Below are 25,414 nucleotides of genomic sequence, written 5' to 3'. Positions count from 1 at the left end.
TACAAAGGAGGCTATTGTGCCTAAAACGAAGTGTCTTGTCTCTGCGGTGATTATCGCGATGGCTGCCATGTCTGCTATGGCTGCTACAGGTCAGGAACAACCTACTCCATATGACTTGATTCGTCCGGTTTATCCGCTGACTTGGGATACGACTGTCTTTAACCATTATGATACGACGGTAACTAAGAAGCACAACATGGTGCCCAAGAATCGCACCCCTGCCTCTTACGTGCCGAACGCTTATATTCCCGATACCTTGAACCAAGCTTATTTGGATGCGATTAACTACCGTATGTCGCCTATTCGTATTAACCAGGCCGGTTATTTGGAAAGCGACCCTGAAAAGCAGTTCTACTATGTGGGTACGGCAAGCTCTTTCGAAGTGGTTGATGCCGATGGTAATTCTTTGGACCCGAAGGTGACAGGGACTTTTACCAATAGTGGTTTCCAGACCTCTTCGGACTGGACAATCATCGCTGGTACCAATGCGGCTACTAATGACCAGAAGCGTTACCAAGTCGATATTACGGGACAGTCCGGCATTATCCAGGTGGGTAATATCCCCGGAAATGTGCCTACAGAGACTCGACTCCGTATTAAGGTAGGAAACGACATTTCCAGTACCTTCATTGTGAGTGACAAGGTGTACTCCATGGTGAAGGATGCCGCCCTTAAGTTCTATGGCATTAACCGTAGCGGCGATGGCGATTCCTGGTTCCACCCGGCAAGCCACATGAAAGATGGTGCTGGTGCTGTAGTTACGGGTGCTGCTGATGTACGCGACCAGTATAATGCGGCTCTTGCCGGAACCCTGCAGGGTGGTTACTATGACTGCGGCGACCATCTGAAGGAATCCCAGACCCAGATGTATGCGTTTATGGTGGCGGCCGTGCTTGCGGCTACAAATGCCGATGCCGACGAAGACCATTATGCCTTTAACCATGGCGAAACCGTCAATAGGGATGCTATTCCGGACATGATGCGTGAAGCAAAGCATGGCGCCGACTTTGTGTTGCGTGCTTATGTACGTGCCAAGGGCGTGATTGACGATATGGCGCTTTCTGTGGGTAACTTCGGTTCTGACCACGGATGGTGGGGCCGTCCTGAAAATAGCGACTTGCTGCCTGTTGATGGTTCTGCTGCAGCGACGGACCGTGGTGGTCCTATGTCTCGTACCGTGCGCCTTGGCGAAATCGGTGCAAATATCGGCGGTGAAACGGCGGCGGGCCTTGCTCTTGTGGGTAAGCTTTATTCCGATTTTAATGATCCTCGGTATATGGCTTTTGCCGACAGCTGTTTGAAGGTTGCAAAGGAAATGTATGAATTTGCAAAATCGATGGCACAAGGCAAGACCTATAAGAATAATACCGAAGCTGCCGGCTGGTCTTCTCCGGCCTACAACGGCAACAACGAATATTTCGATGATTTGGCTCTCGCCTCTGTTGCCCTTTGGTATGCCACAGGCGATTCGAAGTATGGTGACGACGCTATCCGTTCCAAGACGCTTGGCACGACGGTTCCGCAGTCGTTCATGGAAAACTGCGTGGGCTGCTTTGAGGGTGGTTGGTTCGTGACGGACAACAAGGGCTTCTTAAAGAACGTCAAGAATACCAGCTGGGCTAACGCTTATGCCTATGCCACCTATGCTCTTTACAAGTTGATTCTTGCTGACGAAAACAAGGCTATTAATGAATTTGGCATGACCAAGGAAGAACGTCTCAACGCCATTGAAGACTGTATCATGAGCATGATTCATAACTTGAGTGACGTGAGTGCCGGTACTGCGACAATCGTTTTGCCCCGCAAGGATCCTTCCAATTACATGGTTCAGGATATCGGCTGGAAGGGTAACGAAGTCAAGTACGATCCTATTTGGTACTCGATGCAGACGGACCAGACCTGGATTTACAACCGTTACCAGGCCGGTAACATCTTTGAAGTTTTGGCATATGCCGATGTCGCCAAGGATATTGAAAAGCAGAACTTGGTTCTCCCGAACTTGGGAACCCCGAACTGGAAGGCCGACGAAATGCACCAGCTGGGTATTAACCAGTTGAACTACTTGTTGGGCGTAAACCCGTGGGATGTGTCTTACATTTTGGGCGTGGGTGACAAGAACGATGCTCACCCGCACCACCGCGCCGCTAACCCCGAAGGCAAGAACCAGCCGGGTGCCGGTTACAAGTACCGCCCGCCTGTTGGTGCCCTTTATGGTGGTGTGACTCCGGGGGCTACAAACTCCATGGTTCCCGACAACAAGAGCTGGGAAGATTACCATAAGTCTGAAACCTGTATCGATGCTGCGGCAACTCTTGTAAGCTCCGGTATGCTTGCTGCTGCCAAGTTCGACCGCACGATTGCCCCGGGCGTGAGCGTTGAAATCCGTCACGTGAGCATGGACTCTGCCATTGTGGTGGTCAAACTTTCTAACCGCGGTACCGTAAACCTTTATTATGGCACTAGCGAATCGGCTATGACCGAAGTCGCATCTCCGGATAACAATGTGCCTGGTGTTCAGCATGAAATTATCCTGCGCGACTTGCAGCCGGGTACGGGATACTTCTTCTATGCGATTGGCCAGAACGCCTACGTTCCGGAAAACAAGACCATCAAGTACATGGTTGACTCTACAAAGACTCCGTTTAGCTTTACCACGCTCAATACGGTGGAAAGCGCCCAGATTACGAACGTGACTGTCTGTAACATGTTTGGTGACAGTGCCGAAATCATGTGGTACACTCCGAACGGCGAATATGAATCCAAGATTTACTGGGATACGGTTCCGCATACAAAGGCATCTGATTACGCCTTTAATAGCGGTGCCGGCAATGCCGACGTGTCTGGCATTCCGACCAGGTTCCACTATGTAAAGATTGGTGGCCTTAAAGAAAAGACGACTTACTACTATATGGTCGAAAGCAACGGCCAGTTTACCAATGTCGATGACAAGACTGGTGAAATGCTCAAGTTCACGACGCCGGTGGCTTGGTACGACTTTAGCGTACGTGCTTACCAGTACGACTTTGGCGGTACGGAATTCTTGAACTTGAATATTTACAACAACGAGGCCCGTGCATTTGATAGCTTGACACTTCGCATGTACTTTATGGCAAAGCCTGAGGAAGTGGAACAGTGCGCGACCTTGATTGACTCCGATATTTGCCAGGCTTACGATGAAGCGGGCTTCAACAAGCCTTGCGAAAATGACCGCGAACTCCGTGACTTGATGCGCGCGGCGCTTCCGGTTCGTCTTGATGACACCTACGATGCTACGACGGGTAAGTATGCCTATTACTTCCCGGTTCCGCTGGGATCTTCAATCATCAAGTCTCAGTCTCGTTTGCGTGTTGACTTGACCTATTCTTCGGGCATTAGTAACGATGGTTACAAGACTTGCGAAACCTTGCGCCAGCCTGCAAAGAAGCACATGGACAAGACGACGGGTGACTGGTCTTGGGCTCCGCATAAGTTCTTGGATGATGGCGCCGACTATGAAGGTATGCCTTACGAAGACAAGGACTATGGTGACATTGATAACGAAATTCCGGTGGATCCCTTTATTGTGGTTTATCGTAAGGATGAATTCATTTGGGGTTACAGCCCGTCTTATCAGGAAATGACCAAGAAGCGTGCCCACTACGAAATGGACGTGCATCTTGACGCTCCGTTCAATGTGTCTGACGGATCTTATGTGCAGATTGACCAAACTAGTAGTACGGTGTACGTGAAGGGTTATGCCCATATTTCTGAACAAGGCTACATTACCCGTATTTGGGCAAACGGTCAGGAAATCAAGACTGTTGTTGACCGCGTCGGTGACGAAATCTTCTTGATTTCTGAAAACGACGGTGTTATCGCTCACTATAACGTGACCGATGGCAATGGCTCTATTGACTCTACGGGTCTTTGGACTTTGAACATTCCTGTGAAGATGAAGATTGGTAGTAACAAGATTGACCTTACCATTTTTGCAGGTGCTGATCCGCAGTGCGAAGAATGTGCCGAAAACGGTGGCTGCGCCTTTATCAACCGTACTTATTACGTGCAGTTTACGCGTGGAAACCTCACTGCTTCTAGCCTTACCATTAAGGATGATGCGGGGAACCCGGTGGCATCTCCTGCCGATCCGTCCAATACTCGCTTCCATATTTACCTGACCGATAAGGATAAAGCAGGTTCTTCTGCTCCGGTCAATGTACTGGTCATTAATGCCAAGAAGAACGATACCCTGAAGGTTAAGATGGTCGAAGACGCTTCGAACCCAGGTAGCTTCAAGAGCGCCAATGCCATTACGGCAACCTCTGTTGCTCCGGAAGCTCGAAACGGAACGCAGATTTCGTTCTTTGCGGGCGACACCATTCAGGTGGTTTACATTGACCCGGACGACGAAGAAGATGTCTCGAAGCAGAGCTTCTATGCTGAAGCCAAGTACCCCGAACCCACGAAGGTGCTTGCTCAGGATACTGACTGCGACAACGTTGCCGACAAGCTCTTGGTGGTATTCAGCAACACGCTTATCAGCGACTACAGCTTCGACAGCATTCGCGTGTATCTGCCGGGCATGACCGATACGGTTACGCTCAAGGTAGATGCTGCCGCGGCTTTGAACAAGTCCGAGGTCTTGGTTGATTTGCCGGCCTCGCTCGGTATCGAAGAATCTGCTGCCCCTGCGGGTAAGTCGACTGTTTACATGAAGGCCGAAGGTGCAACGAATGCAAGCAAGGTCGCCATTGGTGATGGCATTATGCCGCAGCTGTTGAGCGTGACAATTCTTGAAAATCCGGACCACGAATACGCCGAAGATACTTTGATGGTTGCCTTTACCGAACCGGTGATTTTGGCATCGGAAACGGTATGGCCCTTGGAAGTCATTGGTGCAACAGGTGCTACCTTTAGTGTGGTCGGTAAAGCAACCACCACTAACGATGGCAAGAGCTGGATGTACGCTATTACCGGAAATACCAACGGCCAGTTTATCAAGGAAGGCACCACGGTGACCGTGAAGACGAATTCCGTGGCTGACAAGGCGTTCAATACACTTGATCCGGCCTTGGCTTGTAAGCAGGTCCAGGTGGCCGAAACGCCGAGACCTGTTCCCATTACAATTGCCGAAATGCGTGACAATGAAGGTGACGGTTATCCCGATGAACTCTACATGAAGTTTGCCAAGAAGCTCCGCGACAAGGATATGCTTGACAGCTTCGTTGTGGAATGGGGCCTGAAGGGCGAAGTGAAGAGCATGTTGCCTGAATGGGAACATACGTTTGAATTCGGCCAGCATTGGGAAAAGAAGTCTACGGTGGATTCTTCGGGTGCAACGCCGGTTGTCATTGTTGATTCTGTGTTGGTGAGCGATACGGTTTCTGTAATCACCGTCAAGTTGACCCCTGCAAATACTTTTGCCCGCGGTGCAACGGTTGGCCCGTACGATGGTTATGGCCGAGTGACTCCGCGCTTGGGTCCTGAAGGCGGCTTCTTCGACAAGTTCTACCCTGTGGTTGATAAGTGCCCGCCGATTATTATGACTGCCGTGTGGAGTGGTTACGATGTGGATGACGATACCTATGGCACGCAGGACAACCTGACGCTCACGTTCTCTGAACCGTTGGATACTGTAGCGGGTCACCCGTATGTGGTGGAACGTAACCGTGATGGTAGTGCGGGTGTGTTCTTTAGCCCGAAACAGAACCCGAGTGTTTCGCTTTCTTACGTGCTGAATACGACTATGGGTCGCTTGAGTTACAAGCACAAGTATAGCGAAGCTATCTGGATTGCTGACTCAGTGCGCTTGATTTCTGATTCCGAAACAAGCTTCTTCAAGGATAAGGCTGGCCAGTATCCTGGCTATGCAACGCCTTGGGTGCCGGTAACGGGTTCTGTGTCGAACATCAAGTTCACGATTACGGCTGTCGATGGCGTGACCAAGTCTAGGAGCCCAGATTCCATTTACTACGGTGGTATCCCGATGGATCCGAATGTCAACTTCCGCTTGACGACAAAGAACAAGAGCGAAGAAACAATCGTGATGGCTGAAGGTAGCAGTAAGTTGCACGATGTGTATGGCGCTCCCATTAGGAACTACCACAGTGCAGGTCCGGTCTTTATGATCGAAGTTGCTTTGCCCGATGTGCTCGACAAGACTGAACTTGGCGAAGCCAAGCGCGATTACAAGGTTGATCTTGAAATGGATCTCTTCAACAATCTTGGAACGTACGTGAACAAGGCAACGTATTCCTTCATGACATCGCAGGTTCAGGAATTTATTTCTCCTGCTAGTACCATGACCATGTATATGGAATGGTGCGCACCTGAAGATTACCCTGTCAGTGCGGATGGAAAGAAAATCGGTACTGGCCCGTACATTGCGAAGTTCATGACCGAAGCTAAGAGCGATTACCTGCCGCAAAAGGCTGACGAAGGTGACCGCACCGAGGCTCTGAAGGATTCCGACACCTTCACCAAGACTTTCGGTTTCAGAAGAGCTAAGAAGTAAAAATAAGGGAGAGAATGTGCCGGGGGGCGCATTCTCCTTTTTTTAATTATTTGTGGGAGGTAAAATAAGATTATGAAGAAAGTGTTAAAGGCTGTATTGTTGTTAATGTTCTTCGCTGTGGATTTTGCCATGGCGGATAATTTCCCTAATATTGACCGTACCGATAAGGTGCATAGTCGTCGCTATTTGGACTCTATAAATGTTTATCATCGCCGTGCGATTCGCGTGAATCAGGCTGGTTTTAGACCACAAGACCCCAAGTATGCTTATGTGGCCGATCCGAAGGAAAATAAATTCAAGGTGATAGATGCCAATAGTGGTGCCGAGGCGTGGAGCGGTTCACTGAGCCTTATACAAAATGATGTGGTAAAGCCTGGTATATGGGTCAATGGCGTATTTAATTCTAATGACGATAACTGGATTTATCGTTTTGGTGATACCACAGCAAGTAAGGAAACTGAATCCTTATATCGTGCAGATTTCTCGTCGCTTAATACTCAAGGCGAATATTATCTTGTTGTTGGTAATGATACATCGGCTACATTCCATGTAAATTCTTCAATCTTTAACGCCATTTTTGAAAACTCTCTAAAGTTTTTTGGAGCACAGCGTTGCGGTAATACCAATTCCCATTTTCATGCGCCGTGTCACTTGAAAGATGGTTCCGCTGTAGGTCACGATTTGTCGGGGGGGTGGCATGACTGTGGTGACCATTTTAAGGTTTCCGAAACTCTTAGTTATGCAGCTTATGCATTGTCGACGATATATCTTGTGTATAAGGAAAAGGCAGAAGACCGTTACGGCAATTCTTATGATGATACGGTGATTGTGGATGGATTTCCTGATGTACTTTATGAAGCAAAAGTGGGTGCGGATTACATCTATAAACTTTATAAGGCGTCAAAAGCGGATGGTCTTATAGAAAAACACGATATGTACCATTCTGTTGGAGTGGATATGGCTGACCATAGTTATTGGGATCTTCCCGAAAGACAAGATGCTCAGCCGGCTTCTTTGGGTGGTCCTGATCGTGTTGTTCTTAAAGGTGTCGGTACGCAATCGGGTATGTTTGTTGCTGCTCTAGCGTATTTTGCAGCAGGCTGGGCTGCGTTTGAACCCGTCTATGCAGAAGAACTTCTTGAAGCGGCAAAAGATATTTACGAGAATGTTCTTTTGCCTAATACACCTGCTGTGCCTGGTGGAGATTATAAATCCATTGAGGGCCTTGGCACTTTTTATCCGGGTGAAGCTAACGAAACTAATAAAACCGATGATGCTGCCGCTGCCGCTCTTGCTTTGTGGTATGCTACTAAGGATACTATTTATCAGTATCATTTGTATAAAGATACGAGTTTCAATAATAATGCATCTAACTACATAAATAACAATGATCCTGAACCGGGTCCGTATTTTAGAGGAGGGTTCCTTGGATTGACAAGTGGATTTTATCCAGGTGGTTGGGTGACCGACTATGAAAATGTGCATGCTTATGTGTTGTTCTCGTTTATTAAGCTTATCTTAAGCAACAAGGATACTGCCTTGAGCTATAATGTGAGCGAACTTGATCGTGATACGTTGTTGCATCGAGCTACCAACTGTTTGCGACGATTGACTGATGATGGAACTTTAGGTTCTAAAACTATTTACGAAAATAGGTTTGGAAGTGTCAGCGCAGAGCCGCCGTATAATCTCGTTTATACCAATATTAGCTGGGGACTTAACCGTTATAACTTGGGGGCTGCAAATGCTGTTTTCATGCTTTCGGAAGTACTTCCGGATGGCCCTGAAAAAGAGGCATACTTTAATCTTGCTCTAGATAATATTTATTACAGCTTGGGGGCGAACCCATGGGATATTTCATTTTTGATGGGGGCTGGTGAAAAGAATGAAAATCACCCGCACAATCGTGCTGCAAACCCCGATGGTTACAATGCTGGTGGAATTCCTTATGAATATAGATGTCCTCTCGGAGCGCTTATGGGTGGCATTATGCCGACATCGACTTTGGAAGACAATTGGAGCAAATGGGATAAGACCGAAACATGTACAGATTTCTCAGTGCAGTTGTTGGTGCCGGCTCAGCGACTTGCGGCAGTTTTGCCGCCTGATACCGAGGGCCCATTGTTTAGTAACATTGCCGGTACGCCTATTACTGAAACTTCAGCGATTGTAAGTTGGGATGCGAACGAAATTGCTCTCGTTACCGTTTTCTACAACACGACTCCCGATGCAAATGGGGCTAAGTCGGTTCAGCAGACCAAAGCTTCTAAAGGTGGCTCTGTAACGCTTGAAGGTCTTGAAATGGGTAAGACCTATTACTTCTTCTTGGAAGGCATGGATCCCAAAAGGAATATTTCGAGAGATGACAACCATGGTCAGTGGTATCAGTTTACTATGACGAATGTGAAACCGAAAATTAGCGGGGTCACCATTTGTCAGGTGGATCATCGTAGCGCCAAAATTTACTGGTGGACCGATATCCGTTCCAACGGTGTAGTAAATTATGGAACATCCATGTCGGCTTTGAACGAAACTCAAGCTTCAAGCGATGGGGCTGTGCTGTTCCATGAGGTGACTCTCACGAATCTTAAAGCGGGAACCACTTATTACTTTAGCGTGTCTTCGGGCATGACGACGGATGATAATAGTGGCGCGGGTTATAGCTTTACTACCGAAAGTGAAGCAACGTATGCTGATCTTGCCATTTTTATTAAACCGAGTAGCTATCAGGCTGAATGTACGAATTGGGAAGATTGCTATGAATTCTGGGTGGCTATTTCGAATAGTGACACGATGAGTTTCCATGATTTTGATGTGAGACTTTATTTGGGCGATAATCCAAATATTAAAGTAGTGGATTGGGCTCGCATGACCCAGAACTGGAAGGGCAATGGTCAAATGACATCAATAAAGGATATTAGCTATGGTACTCCGCAATTGGATGGCTCTAGTTACTATTTGCCCGTAACGATTAAGGATACGCTTGATGTTTCGGGACGAATGATTTTCCAGTTGAAATTTGAAACGGGAAAGTTTAAGGATTTTGAAAAAGGCTGGTCGATTAGGCCGCATACTGCAGATGATGATCCTGAATACTTTGAGGGAATCGATCTTACGCAAGGTCCCTATTTCAATCTGTTAGAAACATCTGACTGGGAACTTGATAGTCGTGGCGAAAGGGTTGTTGCTTATGTCCGTGATCCCTATGTGACAGTCTATTACCATGGCAAGCATATCTTTGGTTACGGTCCGGATTATACTCCGGAAAACGGTCCGCAGGTACACCGTACCGTTACGCTTGAATTTGAAAAACCATTTAAGACTCCGTATTATTCTGTAGAAAGAGATGACTATAAAACCCTTTACGAAGGTCGTAGCAAGGTGACCCCCACTGGGATTTTAGATGACCTTGAAATGAATGCAGCTAAGCAGAGTTTTGTTTACGACAACGGTACCCGTACAGATTCTTACGTGTTCGGTAAAGATACGGTGCTTGCCTATGGCAACAACTACATGGAATGGGTGAGCTGGCATAATCATGTGGCAGGCTTGCCGGGATACTCTGGTAAAAATAAGTATGACTGCGCTTGCGCTGTGGCTCGAACCAATGTAGAGGTTGATACCATTACGGTTCCGCTCGAAAAACGTTACTTGGTGTTCGACAAGAATTCGTATAAGACGTATCAGACATCTGCTGGCGGCTCGCCCAAGATGGTTGAAGTCCGAGTGCAACTGCTTGATACTTTGGGTAGCTTGCTGGATTCTGTGAATACGACGCTGACTCTGGGTACCACTTCGGGAAATGTCCTTTTCTGGAGTTCTGCAACTTCGACGATTCCTATTACTACCATTCAGTTGGTGAATGGTGTGGCTACATTCTATGTAAGCTCCGAAAGCGCTCTGGTCACAACACTTTATGCGAAGGCCGGAAATACGGTTCAGTTTGAATACCAGGCAGCCACGGCAGACTTGATTGTCGAAGAATTGCCTCCTTGGCCAATTATTGATGCCGCCAAGATGGTTGACACCGATTGCGATAATGTGCCCGATGCATTAAAGATTACGATGTCGAACGAATATCAGGAAAACCAGTCGTTTAACTCGGTGCAGTTTGTCTATAACGGTGACACGCTCAAGTCTAGCGATGTCATTAGTATCAGTGGCAAGGAACTCTTGATAAAAGCAAACATCAAGGATACCGCAGTCAATACGAATCCGAGCGGAGCTGTTACGCTGTATTCTAATGTGGGCGGCAAGGTTGAAAGTCATGCCGACTTCTATCAAGATGGTGTGGCGCCGACGCTGTTGGCAGTCTCTGTGCTTGAACGCTTAGATACCGCGACAAGCGATCGCGTTTATATGCAGTTTAGCGAACCGATTTCTGCCCCGGGCACAGACTGGCCGGTGCAACTGTTCGGTACGAGTGGTTCTAACTTGGTGAATGCCCCGGTGGTCAAGTTCACGCAGCTTTATAATGAATCGATGAACGTGTGGGAATTTGAAATAGGATTCGATGCGGCTGGAAATTCTATAGTGACCGAAGGTATGTTCGCTCAACTCTTGTCGAACGCTTCGATTAAGGATAAGAATGGAAATGCCGTTGCTTCCGAATGCGGTCAACCCAAGCTTCCGATTACCTTGAAGTTGATTCCGGTGCCCATGACGTACGCTTACATTGCCGACGCCGATGAAGACGGTGTTGCGGAACGCGTGTATATCGAATATGCCCGAGCAATTGACCAAAAGCATTATCCGGATAGCATCTCGGTTATCTTTGGCCGTACAGATCCCGAAACGCTTTGGGTGGCAGGAACTGTTCCGGCTTATGCTGTCGACGGTATGACGGCTGTCCTCGATTTGCCCAAGCCCTTCACCTACGGCATTACAAGTGGTAACTTCGATGGCACGTTGAGGGGCCTGGATGTTGTGGGAGCTGGTCAGGTAGCTCAGCATTTGGGCTCTGGGGCAGCGTACGAAATGAATTTTGTACTTGCAGAAGACAAAGTTGGCCCCGTGATAGTGACCGCGACAATTGACATGTCTAGATCTGATAAGTATGACGTACTTGACCTTGACTTGAGTGAACCTGTGAATACGGTGGATACTTCGCTGGTTTATTACCGCGAAAAGATTTCGGATGCCGATACTGCCATTTACAGACGTTCTTTGTATAGTCTGTCCGTGAATTCGATGGGCATGTTCGCTTATTACGAAAAGGATAGTCGACTTGCTGTAAGTGAAGGCGATTATGTCCGCTTGCAACCCAAGGAATTCAGCGCGTTGCGCGACTCTCGCGGTAATATGCCGTCAACGAATGCTCCTTGGATCCCGATTATGAGCGGTGGAAATCCGAACATCAAGTTCGTGGTTTCCATGCAAGAAAATGTGTCTCGCTCGGGAGGTGACTTCCGTACGCAGGTGCCATTCCAGGATAACATCCGCATGTATGTGTTGAATCCGAGTACCCATAAGCTTGATTTAATCAAGGGTGGTCAAGTGGTTGCCGAAGGAATTGATTCTGCAAGCGTACAAGGTGCAATCTGGAAGATTGAAATGACTGTTCCGAGAGGTTCTATCAGCGGTGAACCTGCTGCTTGGGACAGCCTGCGGGTCAAGTACAATATGCCGATTTATACGAATCTCGGCAGTTTCGTGAACCGCTTGGCTGGCAAGTATAGCGTGCCTTCTTCTCTGTACCTTTCTTCGTCGGGTAAGGTTATATTCTACGTTGAATGGGCAAATACCCAGGTCGGAATCCAGTCTGAACGGGGTAGGGCAGTTGCCACGGGCGCTTATATTTATAAATTACAGATGGAAACTGTATTCGTCCCGAATGCAAATTCCGCAAATGCTGAAAAGTTCAGCGGTAAGAACTCTTACGATAAAACGTCCACATTTGGTGTAAAACGGGTAAAATAAGATGCCAGAGAGCCTGTATTCCGATTCTCCATACCTTTTGGTGCTGTCGGTACTAGCCCTTATTGTATCGTTATATTACCCGAACTTGCTTGAAAGTAAGATGACTGCTCGTCGCTTGCCTAAGCCCTTGCGTCGAATGGTTCATGCCAATATTGCATGGAATGCATGCAGTATTTTGGGTATCTTGTTTTTTAGTGGGCCCATGGCGCCCGACATGTCTGACATGTATATTGGTCGCCAGTTCATTTTTGGTTTTCAGACTCTTTGTTGGGTGCGAGTTGGCGTGGCTCTGTATGACATGGCTGAACTAGTCTTGTTCAGTAGAAAGACTGCCTACAAGACGGTGTCCGGTTTTGCGGGCATGCTTGTCGCGGTTGCGCTCACGACCATGTTTATTCTTTGCCCAGAAGTCATTTCGAACTTAACCATATTTGGCGATCGTCCGTTTGAAAACATTCCGATTTTCAAATGCTTTGCGATTGTCTATGCTCTGTTCTTTATGCCGCCTTGCTTGCTGATTGTTTATCAGCTTTTGCGTAGTTCGCTCCGTTCTCTGGATCCGACAGTTTTGCATACTGGCGCCTATATGGCCGGAAGCTTTATGCTTTGCATGGTGATTGCAATCTTGTTCGATTTCGTGATTCCGATTATCAAGAATTTCGGCGCATGGCAAGGCGGGTTCCAGTTCTTTGTGTGGCACCAGTTCTTGACGCTTTTCTTGGCAGTGCTTTGCGGACAGTATTACACGTCGGCAAGGTTCAGGGATCTCGGAGCTCATTGGTTCCTGCAAAAACTGATTAATAAGATTGAAGATGGCATTATTTATTACGACGAAGCCGGAAGAATTAAGGCCGTCAACCATGGTGCAACCAAGCTCTTGGGGCAGTCTTCGATTAGCTTGCGCGGAAGGTCTATCAAGAATGTCTTGCCGCCGAATCTTGACTTTTTTAGAGAGACTGTTTACAGCGATGTGCGTATGAATATTAACGGCGAAACGCACGTGATGAAAATTTATTTCTTCAAGTGCCGCCAGACGCTGATGACGGTTGTGAACATAGCCTTTTTCATGGACCAGTCCAAGACACTTCTGTTACAGCAGAACCTGAAGACTCTAAATGAACAGTATGTGGAATACACGCATGACTTGGTGCGCTATCAGGACCGCTTGAACAAGGAAGCGTCAATCAAGGTTGAAAAAGAAAACGTGCTGAATACGCTCATTAACGCACTTCCGTTTAGAGTGTGGTACAAGAGCGAACTAGGTGTGTATCAGAAACAGAACCAGATGGACTACGACAAGCGCGGTTCCCGTGAAGGCGCTCGCGACAATCCTGAAGATGTTTCGCCATACGAAAAGGATGCTCGCGAAAAGGGCGAAGTTAAGGTTTATACTTCTTTCGAAGACAATAGTGGAAACGAAATTTCTCAAGACGAAGCGAACCGCCTTATTGCTCTTGGCGAAAATGTGCAGACATTTGATAACATGTACATCCCGATTTTGCAGGCGGGCAAGGCTCCTTACAAGACGTTGTGCCTTAAGGTCGATATGACCGAACAGCGTAGGCTTGAATACGAACGGAACATGTTGCGCGAACAGAAGTTCATTCATTCTCGCCTTGAAGAACTGGGTACCATGTGCGGTGCGTTTGCGCATGACTACAATAACATTCTAGGGTCGCAGATTGGTTTCTGCCAGCTGGCGCAAGAAATGCTCCCGCCAGATCACCAGGCTAGCATGTTTATCAACGAAGCGCTTAAGGCGGCTGAACGCGGTAAGGCCTCGCTCGAAGAATTGTTGAATGCTATTCGCGGCAACGCCAATACGGCAACGCCTGCAATCGTGTTCTCGCCGTACATGATTATCGAAGACGTGGTGAAGAAGATTTCGCTTACCCTTCCGCCCAATATTTCTATTCACAGCGATGAACTGGATCACAGTCTCAAGGTTCGTGGAATTGTGGCATCGCTCGACCGCATTATCAGTAACCTTGCAAATAATGCCCTGTTCGCCATGAAGCAGACAGGGGGCTCGCTGACCTTTAAGTTGTATCCCGAAACGCTTGAATCCCAGCTGGTGACGCCTTATGCTCCGCCAGTTCCTGCAGGTAATTATGCCAAGTTCGAAATCTCCGATACGGGTACAGGAATGGATTCGGGCACGCTTGAACGTATTTTTGCACCGTTTTTTACGACAAAGGCTCCTGGCGAAGGCCTAGGGCTCGGTCTTTCTTCGGCCTTAAGGCTGTTAAAAGAGGGTAACGCCTACTTTACTGTGCAGACAACTTTGGGCGAAGGAACTACATTTTATCTATATTGGCCAATTGAAACTGAAACGAAGGAGGGCTAGTGCCTACGATCCTGATTATTGATGACGACGAGCAGTTTAATTTGATGCTCAAGTCTGCTCTTGAAATCAAGGGCTACAATGTGGAAACGGCAAAGAACGGTAAAGAAGCTAAGACTCTTTACCAGAACAAGACCTATGATGTGATCATCACCGACATTATTATGCCGGATGTCGATGGTTACGAAGTCATTTTGGATCTGCGTCGCTTGAACATGAGCGACCGCACTATCGCTGTGAGCGGTGGTGGCCGTACCTCTGCCGAAGACTACCTGATGACCGCCCAGCATTTCGATGCTGCGGCTACCTTCAACAAGCCTGTGGACTTGCAAGCCCTTCGCGCGAAGGTCGAAGAAATCATCAAGAGCCATTCGTAGTAGGTCGCGATGAATATCCTGATCGCTGATTTAGATCAGAAATTTATCGGCGATATCCAGCACTCTTGGTCGGTTGCAGGGGCAACCTTGTTTACCTGTACCCGCGAGAGTGACCTAATGCCCATCGTCAAGAAGAATTCGATAGACCTTGCGTTTATCGAAGTTCCTTTCTTAATGCAAGACAATATGGACATGGTGAGCTTTTTGAAGGAACGCCACCCGGGCATTGAAATCTTTGTGCTGTGCGATGACCGCAACTGGCAGGGCGCGGCATCTGCCATTACCCGTGGTGCAAACACCTTCCTTAAAAAGCCCATCTCGATTTCGCAGTTGGAATCGACGGCGGAAAAGGTACGGGCTCAGCTTGTAAACAAGTCTAATAACCAGCTCATGGAATCCCAGGTGCTGGATGGCCTTTTGGGTAATACTCCCGAAATGCGCAAGATTCTAAAGACTGTCTACAAGGTCGCGCCCACGAATAGTACCGTGCTCATTACCGGTGAATCCGGTTCGGGCAAGGAATTCTTGGCTAACGTGATTCACCGCTATAGCAAGCGCGCCGCCGAACCGTTTGTGGCGGTGAACTGTGGCGCCATTCCAGAAAACTTGGTCGAAAGCGAACTCTTCGGTAGCAAGAAGGGGTCGTATACGGGTTCTACCGCCGACAAGAAGGGCTTGTTTGAATCCGCCAATGGCGGAACGCTCTTCTTGGACGAAGTCGGCGAACTTTCTGCTGCGACTCAAGTCAAACTTTTACGTTTCTTGCAAAGCCATGAAATTAGGCGTGTGGGCGACACCCAACCGCAGTATTTGGATGTGCGTGTTTTGGCGGCAACGAATCGCGATTTGCAAGAAGCTATGCAAGAAGGTCGTTTCCGCGAAGACTTGTATTATCGCTTAAATACCTTCCATTTGCTTTTGCCGCCGCTCCGCGAACGCAAACCGGCATTGCCCAACTTGATCAAGTATTTCATCTTGAAAAACAAGGATGCGCAAGGCAAGGACATTGTAGACCTTGAACCGGCTGCCTTGTATGCGCTGACCAAGTATTCGTATCCGGGCAACATTCGCGAACTTGAAAATATTATCGAACATGCAACCGTGCTTGCCGAAGGTGGTGTGATTCGCTTGGAAGACTTGCCCGAAGAGGTGCAAGCTTGTGCTCGCGAACAGACGATGGCGATTCCGCATATCAAGGGCGAACACAACGATGCGTCTCAGGTGGTAGATGTTGAACCGGTCGAACTGCCGGGAATCTCATTTGAAAGTAGCGCGAAGACCGAAAAGAAACCTGCTGCCGAAAGTGAAGCAGACGGTGAACTCTTGTCGCTCGAAGAAATGGAACGCAGACACATTCTGCGAGCCTTGAGCGTGTGTGGCGGTAACCGTACCGAAGTCTGCAAGCGCTTAGGCATTAGCCGCGCGACTCTTTGGCGTAAATTGAAAGAACTTAAGATTATGATGGATGGCGACGATGCCTGATTTTGAAAATCAACAGAATTCTTACGAAGGCCGCCAGGTCCCGATGGACCTGGATGCTGAACGTTGCCTGCTTGGAAGTATTTTGCGCGATCCTGACGTGATGGGCGAAGCCATCATGATTATCAAGGACGAAAGCTTTTTCTACTTGGAAAAGCACCAGCTGATTTGGACTGCCCTTTGTACGCTCAACCGCAATGTGACACCGATTGACTTGGTGACACTTGCTGCTGAACTTGAATCCATGAACAAGCTTGCGCTTGTGGGTGGCCGCGAATATCTGTTCGAACTCATGGAATCGGTTGCCTCTTCGGCAAATGCCAGCTGGCATATTGAACTCTTGCGCAAGAAGTCGACGCTTCGCAAACTGATTAAGTCTTCTTCGGCTGTCATTAAGAATGCGATGGATCCTGCTGCGGCCCCCGAAGAAGTTTTGCAGTCGGCTGAACGCGATATTATGGCCATTGCCACCGACCAGATTCGTGATTCGCTGAAACCGATACAAGATTTTGTGAATCCGCTTTTGGAACGCCTGAATAACCGCAAAGACGGTATCACGGGCATTCGCACGGGTATTACCGAACTCGACGAACTTACAAACGGTCTGCAAAAGTCTGACTTGATTATTTTGGCTGCGCGCCCTGGTGTGGGTAAGACGTCTTTCGCTTTGACGATTGCTGCAAATGCGGCTATCAACTTCCAGCAGAATGTGGCGTTTTTCAGCTTGGAAATGGATGGCGTCCAGTTGGCTCAGCGTTTACTTTGTTCGCAAGCTCAGATTGACCAGAGTAAACTCCGTAACGGCTATCTCAACAGCGACGAAAAGAAAAAGCTGATTGCCGCCGTGACTCCGATTCAAAAAGCCCCGCTTTACGTAGACGATAATGCTGACCTTGGCATTATGGAACTCATGAGCAAGGCTCGCCAGCTCAAGCGCAAGGGTAAACTCGACTTGCTGATTATCGACTACCTGCAGCTTATGAAGACGGGTAAAGAAGAAAACCGCGCCGTCGCTATTGGTGCAATCTCCCGTGGCCTCAAGATTTTGGCGAAGGAAATGCAGATTCCTGTAATCGCGCTTGCACAGCTTAGCCGTAAAGTCGAAGAAAAGGGCCGCGAACGCCCGCAACTTTCTGACCTTCGTGAATCGGGTTCTATCGAACAGGATGCCGACATGGTGTGGTTTGTGGAACGTAAGTTCGTGCAGACGCACCGCGAAGAAGATAAGCACACCGCAGAACTGATTGTGGCAAAGCACCGTAATGGTTCAGTCAAGGATATTCCCATGACCTTCATTCCGGAATACACGACCTTCTACGATGCTGCACCCGAAGGCGATGGCGGTGGCGAAGCCTACTCTTATGATGATGCAAACGACATGGGACCGACTGATTTTGGGAGTTACTAAGGAGTTCTAGATGCAGATACTGATGGCTCCATTTGTCTGGATTGGCGAGGTTATCGTAACCGGTATCTCGGCTATTGGCGAAGTCATCTGCATTTTGCTGAATACGCTCAAACAGGTGCGTTATATCCACAAGAACCCTGTGCTAATCGTAAAGCAGATGATTTCGATTGGCGTGTCGTCTTTGCCGTTGCTGTTTGTGACTTCGATTTTTACGGGCATGGTGGCCACCGTGCAGGCTGAATTCGAATTCCACAATCTAGTGGCCGACAAGTTCGTGGGTACGGCTGCTTGTAAGATGATTCTGATCGAGCTTGGTCCCTTGCTTACGGCGATTGTGCTTTCGGGCCGCGTGGGCTCTGCTATTGCGGCAGAACTTGGCTCCATGAAAGAAAAAGAAGAATTGGCTGCCTATACGGTTCTTGGCCTTGATACTTACCGCTACTTGGCTCTTCCGCGCTTTGTGGCCTTCTTTACCATGGTGCCTTGCCTTACGGTGATTTCGAACGCGCTTGCCATTATCGGTGGCTGGATCGTTTGCGTGCTTGGCCTTGATATTACCACTTATACTTATGTGACCGGTATGCAGTACCTGTTTGATCCGATGGACTTGTGGTCGGGTACGCTTAAATCGTTTGTATTTGGAACTTTGATTTTTTTGCTTGGGTACTATCATGGCATTAATGCCAAGCCTGGTGCCCGCGGTGTCGGAATTGCGACCATGAGTGTGGTGGTTTCGAGCTGCCTCATGATTTTGATTGCTGACTTTGTTCTGGATGCCATCCTATTCTTCTAAGGTGTCGCTATGCCCAACGTTAAAATAGACCCGAACGATATCGCCATTCGCCTCAAAGGGCTCAAGAAGTCCTTTGGTCCGCAAGACGTTCTTTGCGACGTGAACTTGGATATTCGCCGTGGCGAGACCATGGTGATTATCGGAAAGTCCGGTGGCGGAAAGTCCGTGATTCTAAAGCACATGATTGGGCTTTTGCAGCCCGATGGCGGCGAGGTGACGGTGGACGGCGTGACAATCAGTACGCCCAAGTTCTTCGACACGCATACGATTCGCCGCAAGATGGGTATGCTGTTCCAGATGGGAGCTCTTTTTGACTCCATGGATACCGGTGAAAATATTGCGTTTGCTTTGCGCGAACATCATCCGGAAATGAGCGAAGCCGAAATCCAAGATGTGGTGACTGAAAAGCTCAAGATGATTAACCTGGTGCCGGAATTCCGTACCAAGATGCCGTCTGAACTTTCGGGCGGTATGCGTAAGCGTGTTGCTCTTGCACGAGCTATTGCTCTGAACCCTGAAATTCTTTTGTACGATGAACCCACGACAGGTTTGGACCCCATTACCAGTGACGTGATTAATGACTTGATTCTCGATATGCAGAGCAAGCTTGGCGTGACTTCGGTGGTGGTGACTCATGACATGGTGAGCGCCTTCAAGGTGGCCGACCGTATTGCCATGCTGTATAATGGCCGTATTATCGAAGTGGGTACGGTTGATGAAATCAAGAACACCAGCAACCCCTATGTGCACCAGTTTATTACCGGTCAGCGCAAGATTTCGGTGGACGAAGAGTAAAACAATTTTGAATGTAAATAGGGGTTTACGTTTGTCAACGATTGACATGAGTTGTATGCAAAAAATATGTGCTTTTAAGCACGATTTTTAGTATGCCTATAGCGTTTTCGTTTATAATAATGTATTTTTCGGTCAAAGAGGTTTTATTATGAAGAAGAAACTTATTGCCAGTATGTCTTTGATGGCTGTCGTCGGTGCAAGCTTTTGGGCTTGTGGTGAAGGCAATATCAATCCTGCTGATACCCAAGACGAACTGTTTGGTGGTATGAGAAGTGATGAAATGCAAACAGAATTGGAATCTGTCAAGCAGAATTGTAGGAACGATACTTCTTTCGCTGGCTGTTATATGCGTTATAAAGCCTATCTTGATGGTGGCGAAACGATTGAAGAACCTATTGTGAACTCGTCTGACGATTCTGGTTCGAACCAAAACCCGAACCCCGTTCTCTCGTCTTCTTCTCGTGGTGACATCTTTATTGTGACGAATCCGTCTTCTTCGTCGGTCTTGGTTTTCGATCCGGATCCGGTATCGTCTTCTTCCGGTATAGAAATTGTTCCTGTGTCAGGACTTGGTTCTTGTAAGGCTGCCACTAGTCCTATTAGCAAGGGTCAATCTGTTAACTGGAAGTTCACTCCGAATGGCTCCAATACGAAGTACACTGCAATGCAGTTTGCTTCTCAAGCCGATTATAAGTGGAACTTTGGCGGCCTGGCCGATGATGGTTCGGGCGTTCGCGCTACGAGCGGTAAGGTCACTTACACGAATTCTGGTGTAGCAAACGCATCTGTGACGGTTACGATGCCGGATGGTGCTTCTGAAGTTATCAATTGTACTCCGCTTCAGGTGGATGGCGATCCGATTACGGGTTGTAAGTGCACCTCGCCGGAACCTAAGGTTGACTACCTCACGCAGCCGGATGTTGCTTGGACTGTTTCTGGTTGTGTATCTGCATCTGAAATCACCTCTTATACGTGGGATGGTGCTGCAGGTGAAGCAACCTTCACGAAGACTTTCGATACAGCTCAAAATGGTTATGCTCCGACCCTCAAGGTCGGTAATGCCGATAAAACGGTTGTCGATGTTACCTGCACTACGGTGAAGACAACTAAGGGTTCTGAATTCACATTTGAAAAGCAGGACACCAAGATTGCTCTTCCGGCTGGTGAATCTAGCGTTGAATTCGATTTGCCGGCAACATGGCATGGTTCTACGGAAGGCAACTGCACGTTCAGATGCGATGGTGCTAACCAGCCCATTACAATTACTATCGGAACGGATTCTTCTAAGCCGGACTATTCTGCAACGATGTCGATTCCTGTAGCAAAGACCATCAACAAGACTGCGATGACTATCACGCTGGATGTTGCTGCTAATTGCCAGGTTGGCTACTAGTCCTACAGCGCGAAATGTTTTAAAAAGCTCCCTTCGGGGAGCTTTTTTTGTATCTATAAAAATGAAATCACGTTAGTGATTTCGAATCCGTGTGGCAATCTTATAAATACTTAAAAGACCACCCTGCAGGGTGGTCTCTTTTATATGCTGTAGAAGATTGCTTCGTTCTTTCAGAACTCGCAATGACGTCTTTTATTTCTTTTTCACGGCGTTCCAGACCATGTAGCCGATGAACAGGGCGCCAAAGGCGAGTAGTGCGATTGCTAGTTCGGAATTGTACTTCTCGATAATGTCTTTCTGACCATGAGCGAGGTAGCCAAGACCAGCGAGTACGCAGTTCCAAATGGTTGCACCAAGGAACGTGTAAAGCGTAAAGGGCAATAGCTTCATATTGGCGATACCAGCGGGAATCGAAATCAGCTGGCGAATGACGGTAATCAGACGGCCCACGAAGGTTGAGATTGCTCCGTGTTCACGGAAATAGTTTTCGGCCTTTTCAAGCTTTTGGGTATCGAGCAACAGGAAATGTCCGAGTCGGCTGTCAGCGAACTTGTAGATGATTGGGCGGCCAAGGAACTTGGCCAAGAAGTAGTTGATGTAGGCTCCAACGAGGGCGCCCATGCTGGCTGCCACCACGATCAGCACGATGCTGAGTCCTGAATCCGGCTGCAGGGCCTTGTAGGCGGCCGGCGGTACCACCAGTTCCGACGGAAACGGAATGAAAGAACTTTCGATGGCCATCAAGAGCGCGATGGACCAATAGTTCAAGTGCGCATTATACCAGTCGATGATTTGAGTGTAAATCCCGGCGGGCTTGGCTGTTGCCGTTGTTGCTTGAGAAAGCGAGTCTGCTGCGTCGGGGGCTGCAAAAGCTGTGATTGTGAATAAAGTAATAAATACGAAAAGTAGAATCTTTTTGTTCATAATGTAAATATAGAATTTATGCGGGAGGGGCCCCAGCTCGGAGTTGCGAAGGCCGCGCGGGCCCCTCCCTGCACCCTCCCCATCCTTGGCCAACGCTAATTCGCATAAACAAGAATCAAAAAAAGACCTGGCGTTGAGCCAGGTCTAATTAAATAATTTAAAGAAGACGTTATTTCTTTTTCTTCTTGGCGGGCTTCTTGTTGGCTTTCTTAGCCTTCTTGTTGGCCTTCTTGCCCTTCTTGTTCTTGGCGGGCTTGACTTCTTCCTCTTCTTCTTCGGCGTCTTCAACAGCTTCGTCAGAGGTTGCTTCTTCGACTACGGCCGGCTGTTCCGGTTCGCTGTAGGTTTCGCCAGTCTGATATTCAATGATAGACTGTTCTTCAGGAGCTGCGTTGCCCTTCTTGAGAGCGGCCTTGGCTTCTTCCACGTACTTGCCGTCCGGGAAGCGCTTCAGGTAGATTTCGTAGTCCTTGAGGCGGTTGCCGCTCTTGACCAGTTCGAAGATGCCTGCTTCAGCTTCGTCGCGGAAAGCACCATTCGGATTGTCGTTCAAGTAGGTGAGGTAAGCCTTGAAGGTGTTCTGTGCCTGAATGGCGCGGAACTTGTCGTATTCGCTGAGAGAACGAAGCTTGGCTTCGACTTCAGGTCTGCGCGGAGAATCGGGGTAGTACAGCAAGAACATTTCGAGCATTTCAGGATCGTTGGACGACATGACCTGGTCGAAACGGGAATCTTCCTGTGCGCTCTGGTATTCCTTGAGCTGAATCTTGCCGCTGTCGAGAGATGCGTAAAGCTTTTCCTTGGTTGCGAGGTCTGCCGGGTGGCAGAAGGCGAGGAAGCTTTCAAGAACGTCGGCGAACTGCGTACGGGTGTAGGCTTCGGTCATATCCGGAAGTTCACCATTTTCGTCGAGGTAGAAACGGTAGTCGCGTTCAATGGCCATGCAGTCCCAGTCAGAGAGCGTGTCCTTGACTTCGCTGTATTTGCGGAGTACATCGTCGCGGTCATGCAGGGCGTAGCGCATACGGCGGTCGCGGCGGCTTTCGCGGCCGAAGTCGAGCGAGAGTTCCAAGCCGACGCGTACGGGCCACTTGTATTCGATCTTGTCGAACTGGAGGTCGGAGTATGGCGAGGGGCTTACGCTCTTGTCTTCGTTGCGGGCCTTCACATTTTCATAAGGCAAGAAGTCTTTACGGACATTGATGCCAATCTTGAAGTCGACATCTTGGAACAGTTCGCCAATGCGGTATTCCAAGGCACTAGACACAAAGCCTGTCTTGAGAATTTCGGTATGAGACTTGGTGTTGCCGGCGTAGTCGTCGTAGAACGAGAAGAACTGGAAGCCGAAGCCACCGAGCACGCGCAGGTCAAAGTCGCCACCCAGGTTGAAGGTGAAACCGGCCAAGGCGGACGGGGCGTAGCCCATGAACCAGAGTTCTTCGTCGTTGTGCGGGCTCTTCGTGTTTTTCTTTCCGGTTTCAGAATCCGTGAAGGTATATTCCGGACTGTCTTCAATGGTTCCGAACTGGACTCCGTTCACTTCGACACCGAGCCAAAGGGTGAACGGAATATCGGCTTTCCAGAAAGGTGTGATTAAGGGCGACCAAAGGGCACCGAGCGAAACCGGTACGGTAAGAACGTCCTTATCGATACCGTCGTTCAGAAGGGTATTCTTCTTGTCGGCCTTAAAACTCATAAAAGCGGGCTCACCCTGTAAGTACAGCTGAGTACGCCAGTTGATTCGTTCAAAATCTGCAGCTTGTGTGGCCGCAGTAAAGAATGTCAGTGCAAGTAACAGTTTACGCATCAGTCTAAATTTAATTTTTCATTTGGGGTTATGGATAAAAAAAAGTAAATAAAACGCTCTTTTTAGTACTTTTGGTCCTATTTTAGAAGGTTAAAATGAATCCGACGCCCAATAAGACGAATCCGGCACCTAGTAAAGAGCCTCCTATAATCATCTTTTGGTCGCCTTTATCGACATAATCCTTGTTTTTGGACACCCTGGCCTGGTAATTTTCGCCTCCGGCTACCGGGCGGTCCAGGTCCTGTTTTATCTTGTCGGCGTCTTCATAATCGAGGTTTGCCAGATAAATAAAGAGCGTTCCTAACAGAATAGGGGCTATTGAAGACCCCATCAGGGTCTTGCCCACGAAGTTTTTCTTGCGCTCGTGTAGCCATTCCTGCTGAGCAATCTGTTCTTGCTTGTTGGTAATGGGGGTGAGCTTGATATCGACATCGGTGAGCTCGGTGGGCGAGGTGAATACGGTAACCATGGTGTCCCTGAATCCTTCCTTACGGAGCTGAATGGTCGAAAGTCCCGGCTCGTAAATCGGATGCTTGCTGGGGGTAAGGCCTATGGGTTTTGAATTCTTGGTGAGAGGGGATGATCCGCCAAAAATGTAGGCGCCTTCGGGCTTAGAGCGAATTAGAAGCTCCGGCTTTACACGTTTGAGCTTTAGCGACAGCTTTGCCGTGTCGCCGGGGATTGGCTTGACCAGCGTCCTTGCGCCCCACAGCTGACGGTCTACATTCCAATAGGCGTAGATTTCTGTCTTGCCGGTATCATTGATGGCGAATGTGCAAGGGCTCTTGCAGATGTCTTCGCTTTCTTTGGTGGCAATGTTTGCGCCTTCGGGATTGGTTTCTATGCGTACATAACTGATGTCGCTTCTCGTTTCGACCGGAACCTGTTCGCCTTGGAGCAGAAGAACGAATCGATGGAGCTTGTCCTTAGAAAGAGCGTCGCTCAAAGCCTTGATTGCAGACAAGTTTATTTGTGCGGTGTGGGCGATGGCCTTGGTGGAATCGTCGAGTAGATAGTGGGTCATTTGCACGGCGACCGAGTCCGGAGTCCTTGCCGAGGTAATCCGTCCAACGTAGGCAGATGCTGCTCCATGAGTCTTCAAAAAGTCTTTGATGCAGAGAGCGTCGTTGCAGAAGTTGAATTCTTGACGGTTGACAAAGGTAATAGGTGTTCCTGATTCCTTGAGCAAGCGAATAATCAAGTTTTCAAGTTGCTCGGCAAGCGTAGATTCGGAATTGCGGCGTTCGAATGAAACAAAGATATGCTGGCCTTCGACCGGAGTTTCAATAGAATGCTCGACGGCGGTAGAATCGTGTTGCGTAGAATCTTGAATAGTAGAGTCTTGAACAGTTGTGTCTTGAGTTGTCGAATCTTGCACGATGGAGTCTTGGACGCTTTCCTCTGTGGTGGCGGCTTGAGGCTGATTCAAGAGATCGTTGCCGTTGTTGTCGACAATGCTCTTGAAGCGGTTCTTGGGAATGCGAATGACGGTGAACTTGCCTTGGATGTTTCCCCCGAGGCTCACGGTGTCGTCTTTAACACCCAGGAATTGTGCGTCTTGCTTGGTCCCTGTCACGAGTTCTACGTGGCTTGGAATTCCGAGAGAATCAGAAGATAGTTCTTCTCCTGCCCAAGCGGCGCTAATCCAGAGGATTGCAAATGTCAGTAGAATCTTTTTCATA

12 protein-coding genes are annotated in these 25,414 nt (G+C 48.4%); 9 read left to right on the top strand and 3 right to left on the bottom strand.

The genetic code is table 11. From position 1 onward, the window contains the following. Positions 1 to 16: 16 nt before the first annotated feature. The 9 genes from QOL41_RS02025 to QOL41_RS01985 all read left to right on the top strand — a co-directional run bounded on the left by QOL41_RS02025 (position 17) and on the right by QOL41_RS01985 (position 21,001). A complete protein-coding gene (locus QOL41_RS02025; RefSeq protein ID WP_283428440.1) occupies positions 17 to 6,493 on the top strand; it encodes a glycoside hydrolase family 9 protein in 6,477 nt (2,158 codons plus the stop codon). A gap of 72 nt (positions 6,494 to 6,565) precedes the next feature. Further along, the gene (locus QOL41_RS02020; protein ID WP_283428439.1) at positions 6,566 to 12,412 is read left to right on the top strand and encodes a glycoside hydrolase family 9 protein; all 5,847 of its coding nucleotides are present in this window, start codon (positions 6,566 to 6,568) and stop codon (positions 12,410 to 12,412) included. 85 nt (positions 12,413 to 12,497) lie between these two features. Continuing rightward, a complete protein-coding gene (locus tag QOL41_RS02015; RefSeq protein ID WP_283428438.1) occupies positions 12,498 to 14,759 on the top strand; it encodes an ATP-binding protein in 2,262 nt (753 codons plus the stop codon). Continuing rightward, positions 14,759 to 15,133 carry a response regulator gene (locus QOL41_RS02010; protein WP_073056863.1) on the top strand — a complete coding sequence of 125 codons (375 nt, stop codon included), beginning with the start codon at positions 14,759 to 14,761 and terminating at the stop codon, positions 15,131 to 15,133. Before QOL41_RS02015 ends, QOL41_RS02010 begins: the two co-directional genes overlap by 1 nt. A 9-nt stretch (positions 15,134 to 15,142) precedes the next feature. Further along, positions 15,143 to 16,615 (top strand): sigma-54 dependent transcriptional regulator, encoded by a 1,473-nt coding sequence (locus QOL41_RS02005; protein ID WP_283428437.1) that lies wholly within the window; start codon positions 15,143 to 15,145, stop codon positions 16,613 to 16,615. Next, the gene (gene dnaB / locus QOL41_RS02000; protein WP_283428436.1) at positions 16,608 to 18,020 is read left to right on the top strand and encodes a replicative DNA helicase; all 1,413 of its coding nucleotides are present in this window, start codon (positions 16,608 to 16,610) and stop codon (positions 18,018 to 18,020) included. The genes QOL41_RS02005 and dnaB overlap by 8 nt, the downstream gene beginning before the upstream one ends. A gap of 10 nt (positions 18,021 to 18,030) precedes the next feature. Continuing rightward, positions 18,031 to 18,813, top strand: coding sequence for an MlaE family ABC transporter permease (locus tag QOL41_RS01995; RefSeq protein WP_173653082.1), 783 nt, complete (start codon positions 18,031 to 18,033; stop codon positions 18,811 to 18,813). Between the two features lie 9 nt (positions 18,814 to 18,822). Beyond that, a complete protein-coding gene (locus tag QOL41_RS01990) occupies positions 18,823 to 19,608 on the top strand; it encodes an ABC transporter ATP-binding protein (protein ID WP_088627103.1) in 786 nt (261 codons plus the stop codon). Between the two features lie 148 nt (positions 19,609 to 19,756). Next, the gene (locus tag QOL41_RS01985) at positions 19,757 to 21,001 is read left to right on the top strand and encodes a hypothetical protein (RefSeq protein ID WP_283428435.1); all 1,245 of its coding nucleotides are present in this window, start codon (positions 19,757 to 19,759) and stop codon (positions 20,999 to 21,001) included. A gap of 192 nt (positions 21,002 to 21,193) precedes the next feature. Here the strand turns inward: QOL41_RS01985 and QOL41_RS01980 are convergent, their stop codons facing one another. The 3 genes from QOL41_RS01980 to QOL41_RS01970 all read right to left on the bottom strand — a co-directional run bounded on the left by QOL41_RS01980 (position 21,194) and on the right by QOL41_RS01970 (position 25,413). Beyond that, entirely contained in the window at positions 21,194 to 21,925 is a 732-nt protein-coding gene (locus QOL41_RS01980; protein WP_283428434.1) for a DedA family protein, read from the bottom strand. Positions 21,926 to 22,094: 169 nt separating this feature from the next. Then, entirely contained in the window at positions 22,095 to 23,732 is a 1,638-nt protein-coding gene (locus QOL41_RS01975; protein WP_283428433.1) for a tetratricopeptide repeat protein, read from the bottom strand. Between the two features lie 82 nt (positions 23,733 to 23,814). Further along, positions 23,815 to 25,413, bottom strand: a complete 1,599-nt coding sequence (locus QOL41_RS01970) for a peptidase associated/transthyretin-like domain-containing protein (protein ID WP_283428432.1) — start codon at positions 25,411 to 25,413, stop codon at positions 23,815 to 23,817. Between the last annotated feature and the right edge of the window lies 1 nt (position 25,414).

The organism is Fibrobacter sp. UWB10 (genome assembly GCF_900182935.1).
GTDB lineage: Bacteria > Fibrobacterota > Fibrobacteria > Fibrobacterales > Fibrobacteraceae > Fibrobacter > Fibrobacter succinogenes_O.
This window is presented reverse-complemented; position numbering and strand designations above follow the sequence as displayed.

Excerpts from the sequence above, each read along its gene's own strand:
- QOL41_RS02020 (WP_283428439.1), top strand. The coding sequence starts at position 6,566 with ATGAAGAAAGTGTTAAAGGCTGTATTGTTGTTAATGTTCTTCGCTGTG.
- QOL41_RS02005 (WP_283428437.1), top strand. The coding sequence starts at position 15,143 with ATGAATATCCTGATCGCTGATTTAGATCAGAAATTTATCGGCGATATC.
- dnaB (WP_283428436.1), top strand. The coding sequence starts at position 16,608 with ATGCCTGATTTTGAAAATCAACAGAATTCTTACGAAGGCCGCCAGGTC.
- QOL41_RS01995 (WP_173653082.1), top strand. The coding sequence starts at position 18,031 with ATGCAGATACTGATGGCTCCATTTGTCTGGATTGGCGAGGTTATCGTA.
- QOL41_RS01990 (WP_088627103.1), top strand. The coding sequence starts at position 18,823 with ATGCCCAACGTTAAAATAGACCCGAACGATATCGCCATTCGCCTCAAA.
- QOL41_RS01985 (WP_283428435.1), top strand. The coding sequence starts at position 19,757 with ATGAAGAAGAAACTTATTGCCAGTATGTCTTTGATGGCTGTCGTCGGT.
- QOL41_RS01980 (WP_283428434.1), bottom strand. The coding sequence starts at position 21,925 with ATGAACAAAAAGATTCTACTTTTCGTATTTATTACTTTATTCACAATC.
- QOL41_RS01975 (WP_283428433.1), bottom strand. The coding sequence starts at position 23,732 with ATGCGTAAACTGTTACTTGCACTGACATTCTTTACTGCGGCCACACAA.
- QOL41_RS01970 (WP_283428432.1), bottom strand. The coding sequence starts at position 25,413 with ATGAAAAAGATTCTACTGACATTTGCAATCCTCTGGATTAGCGCCGCT.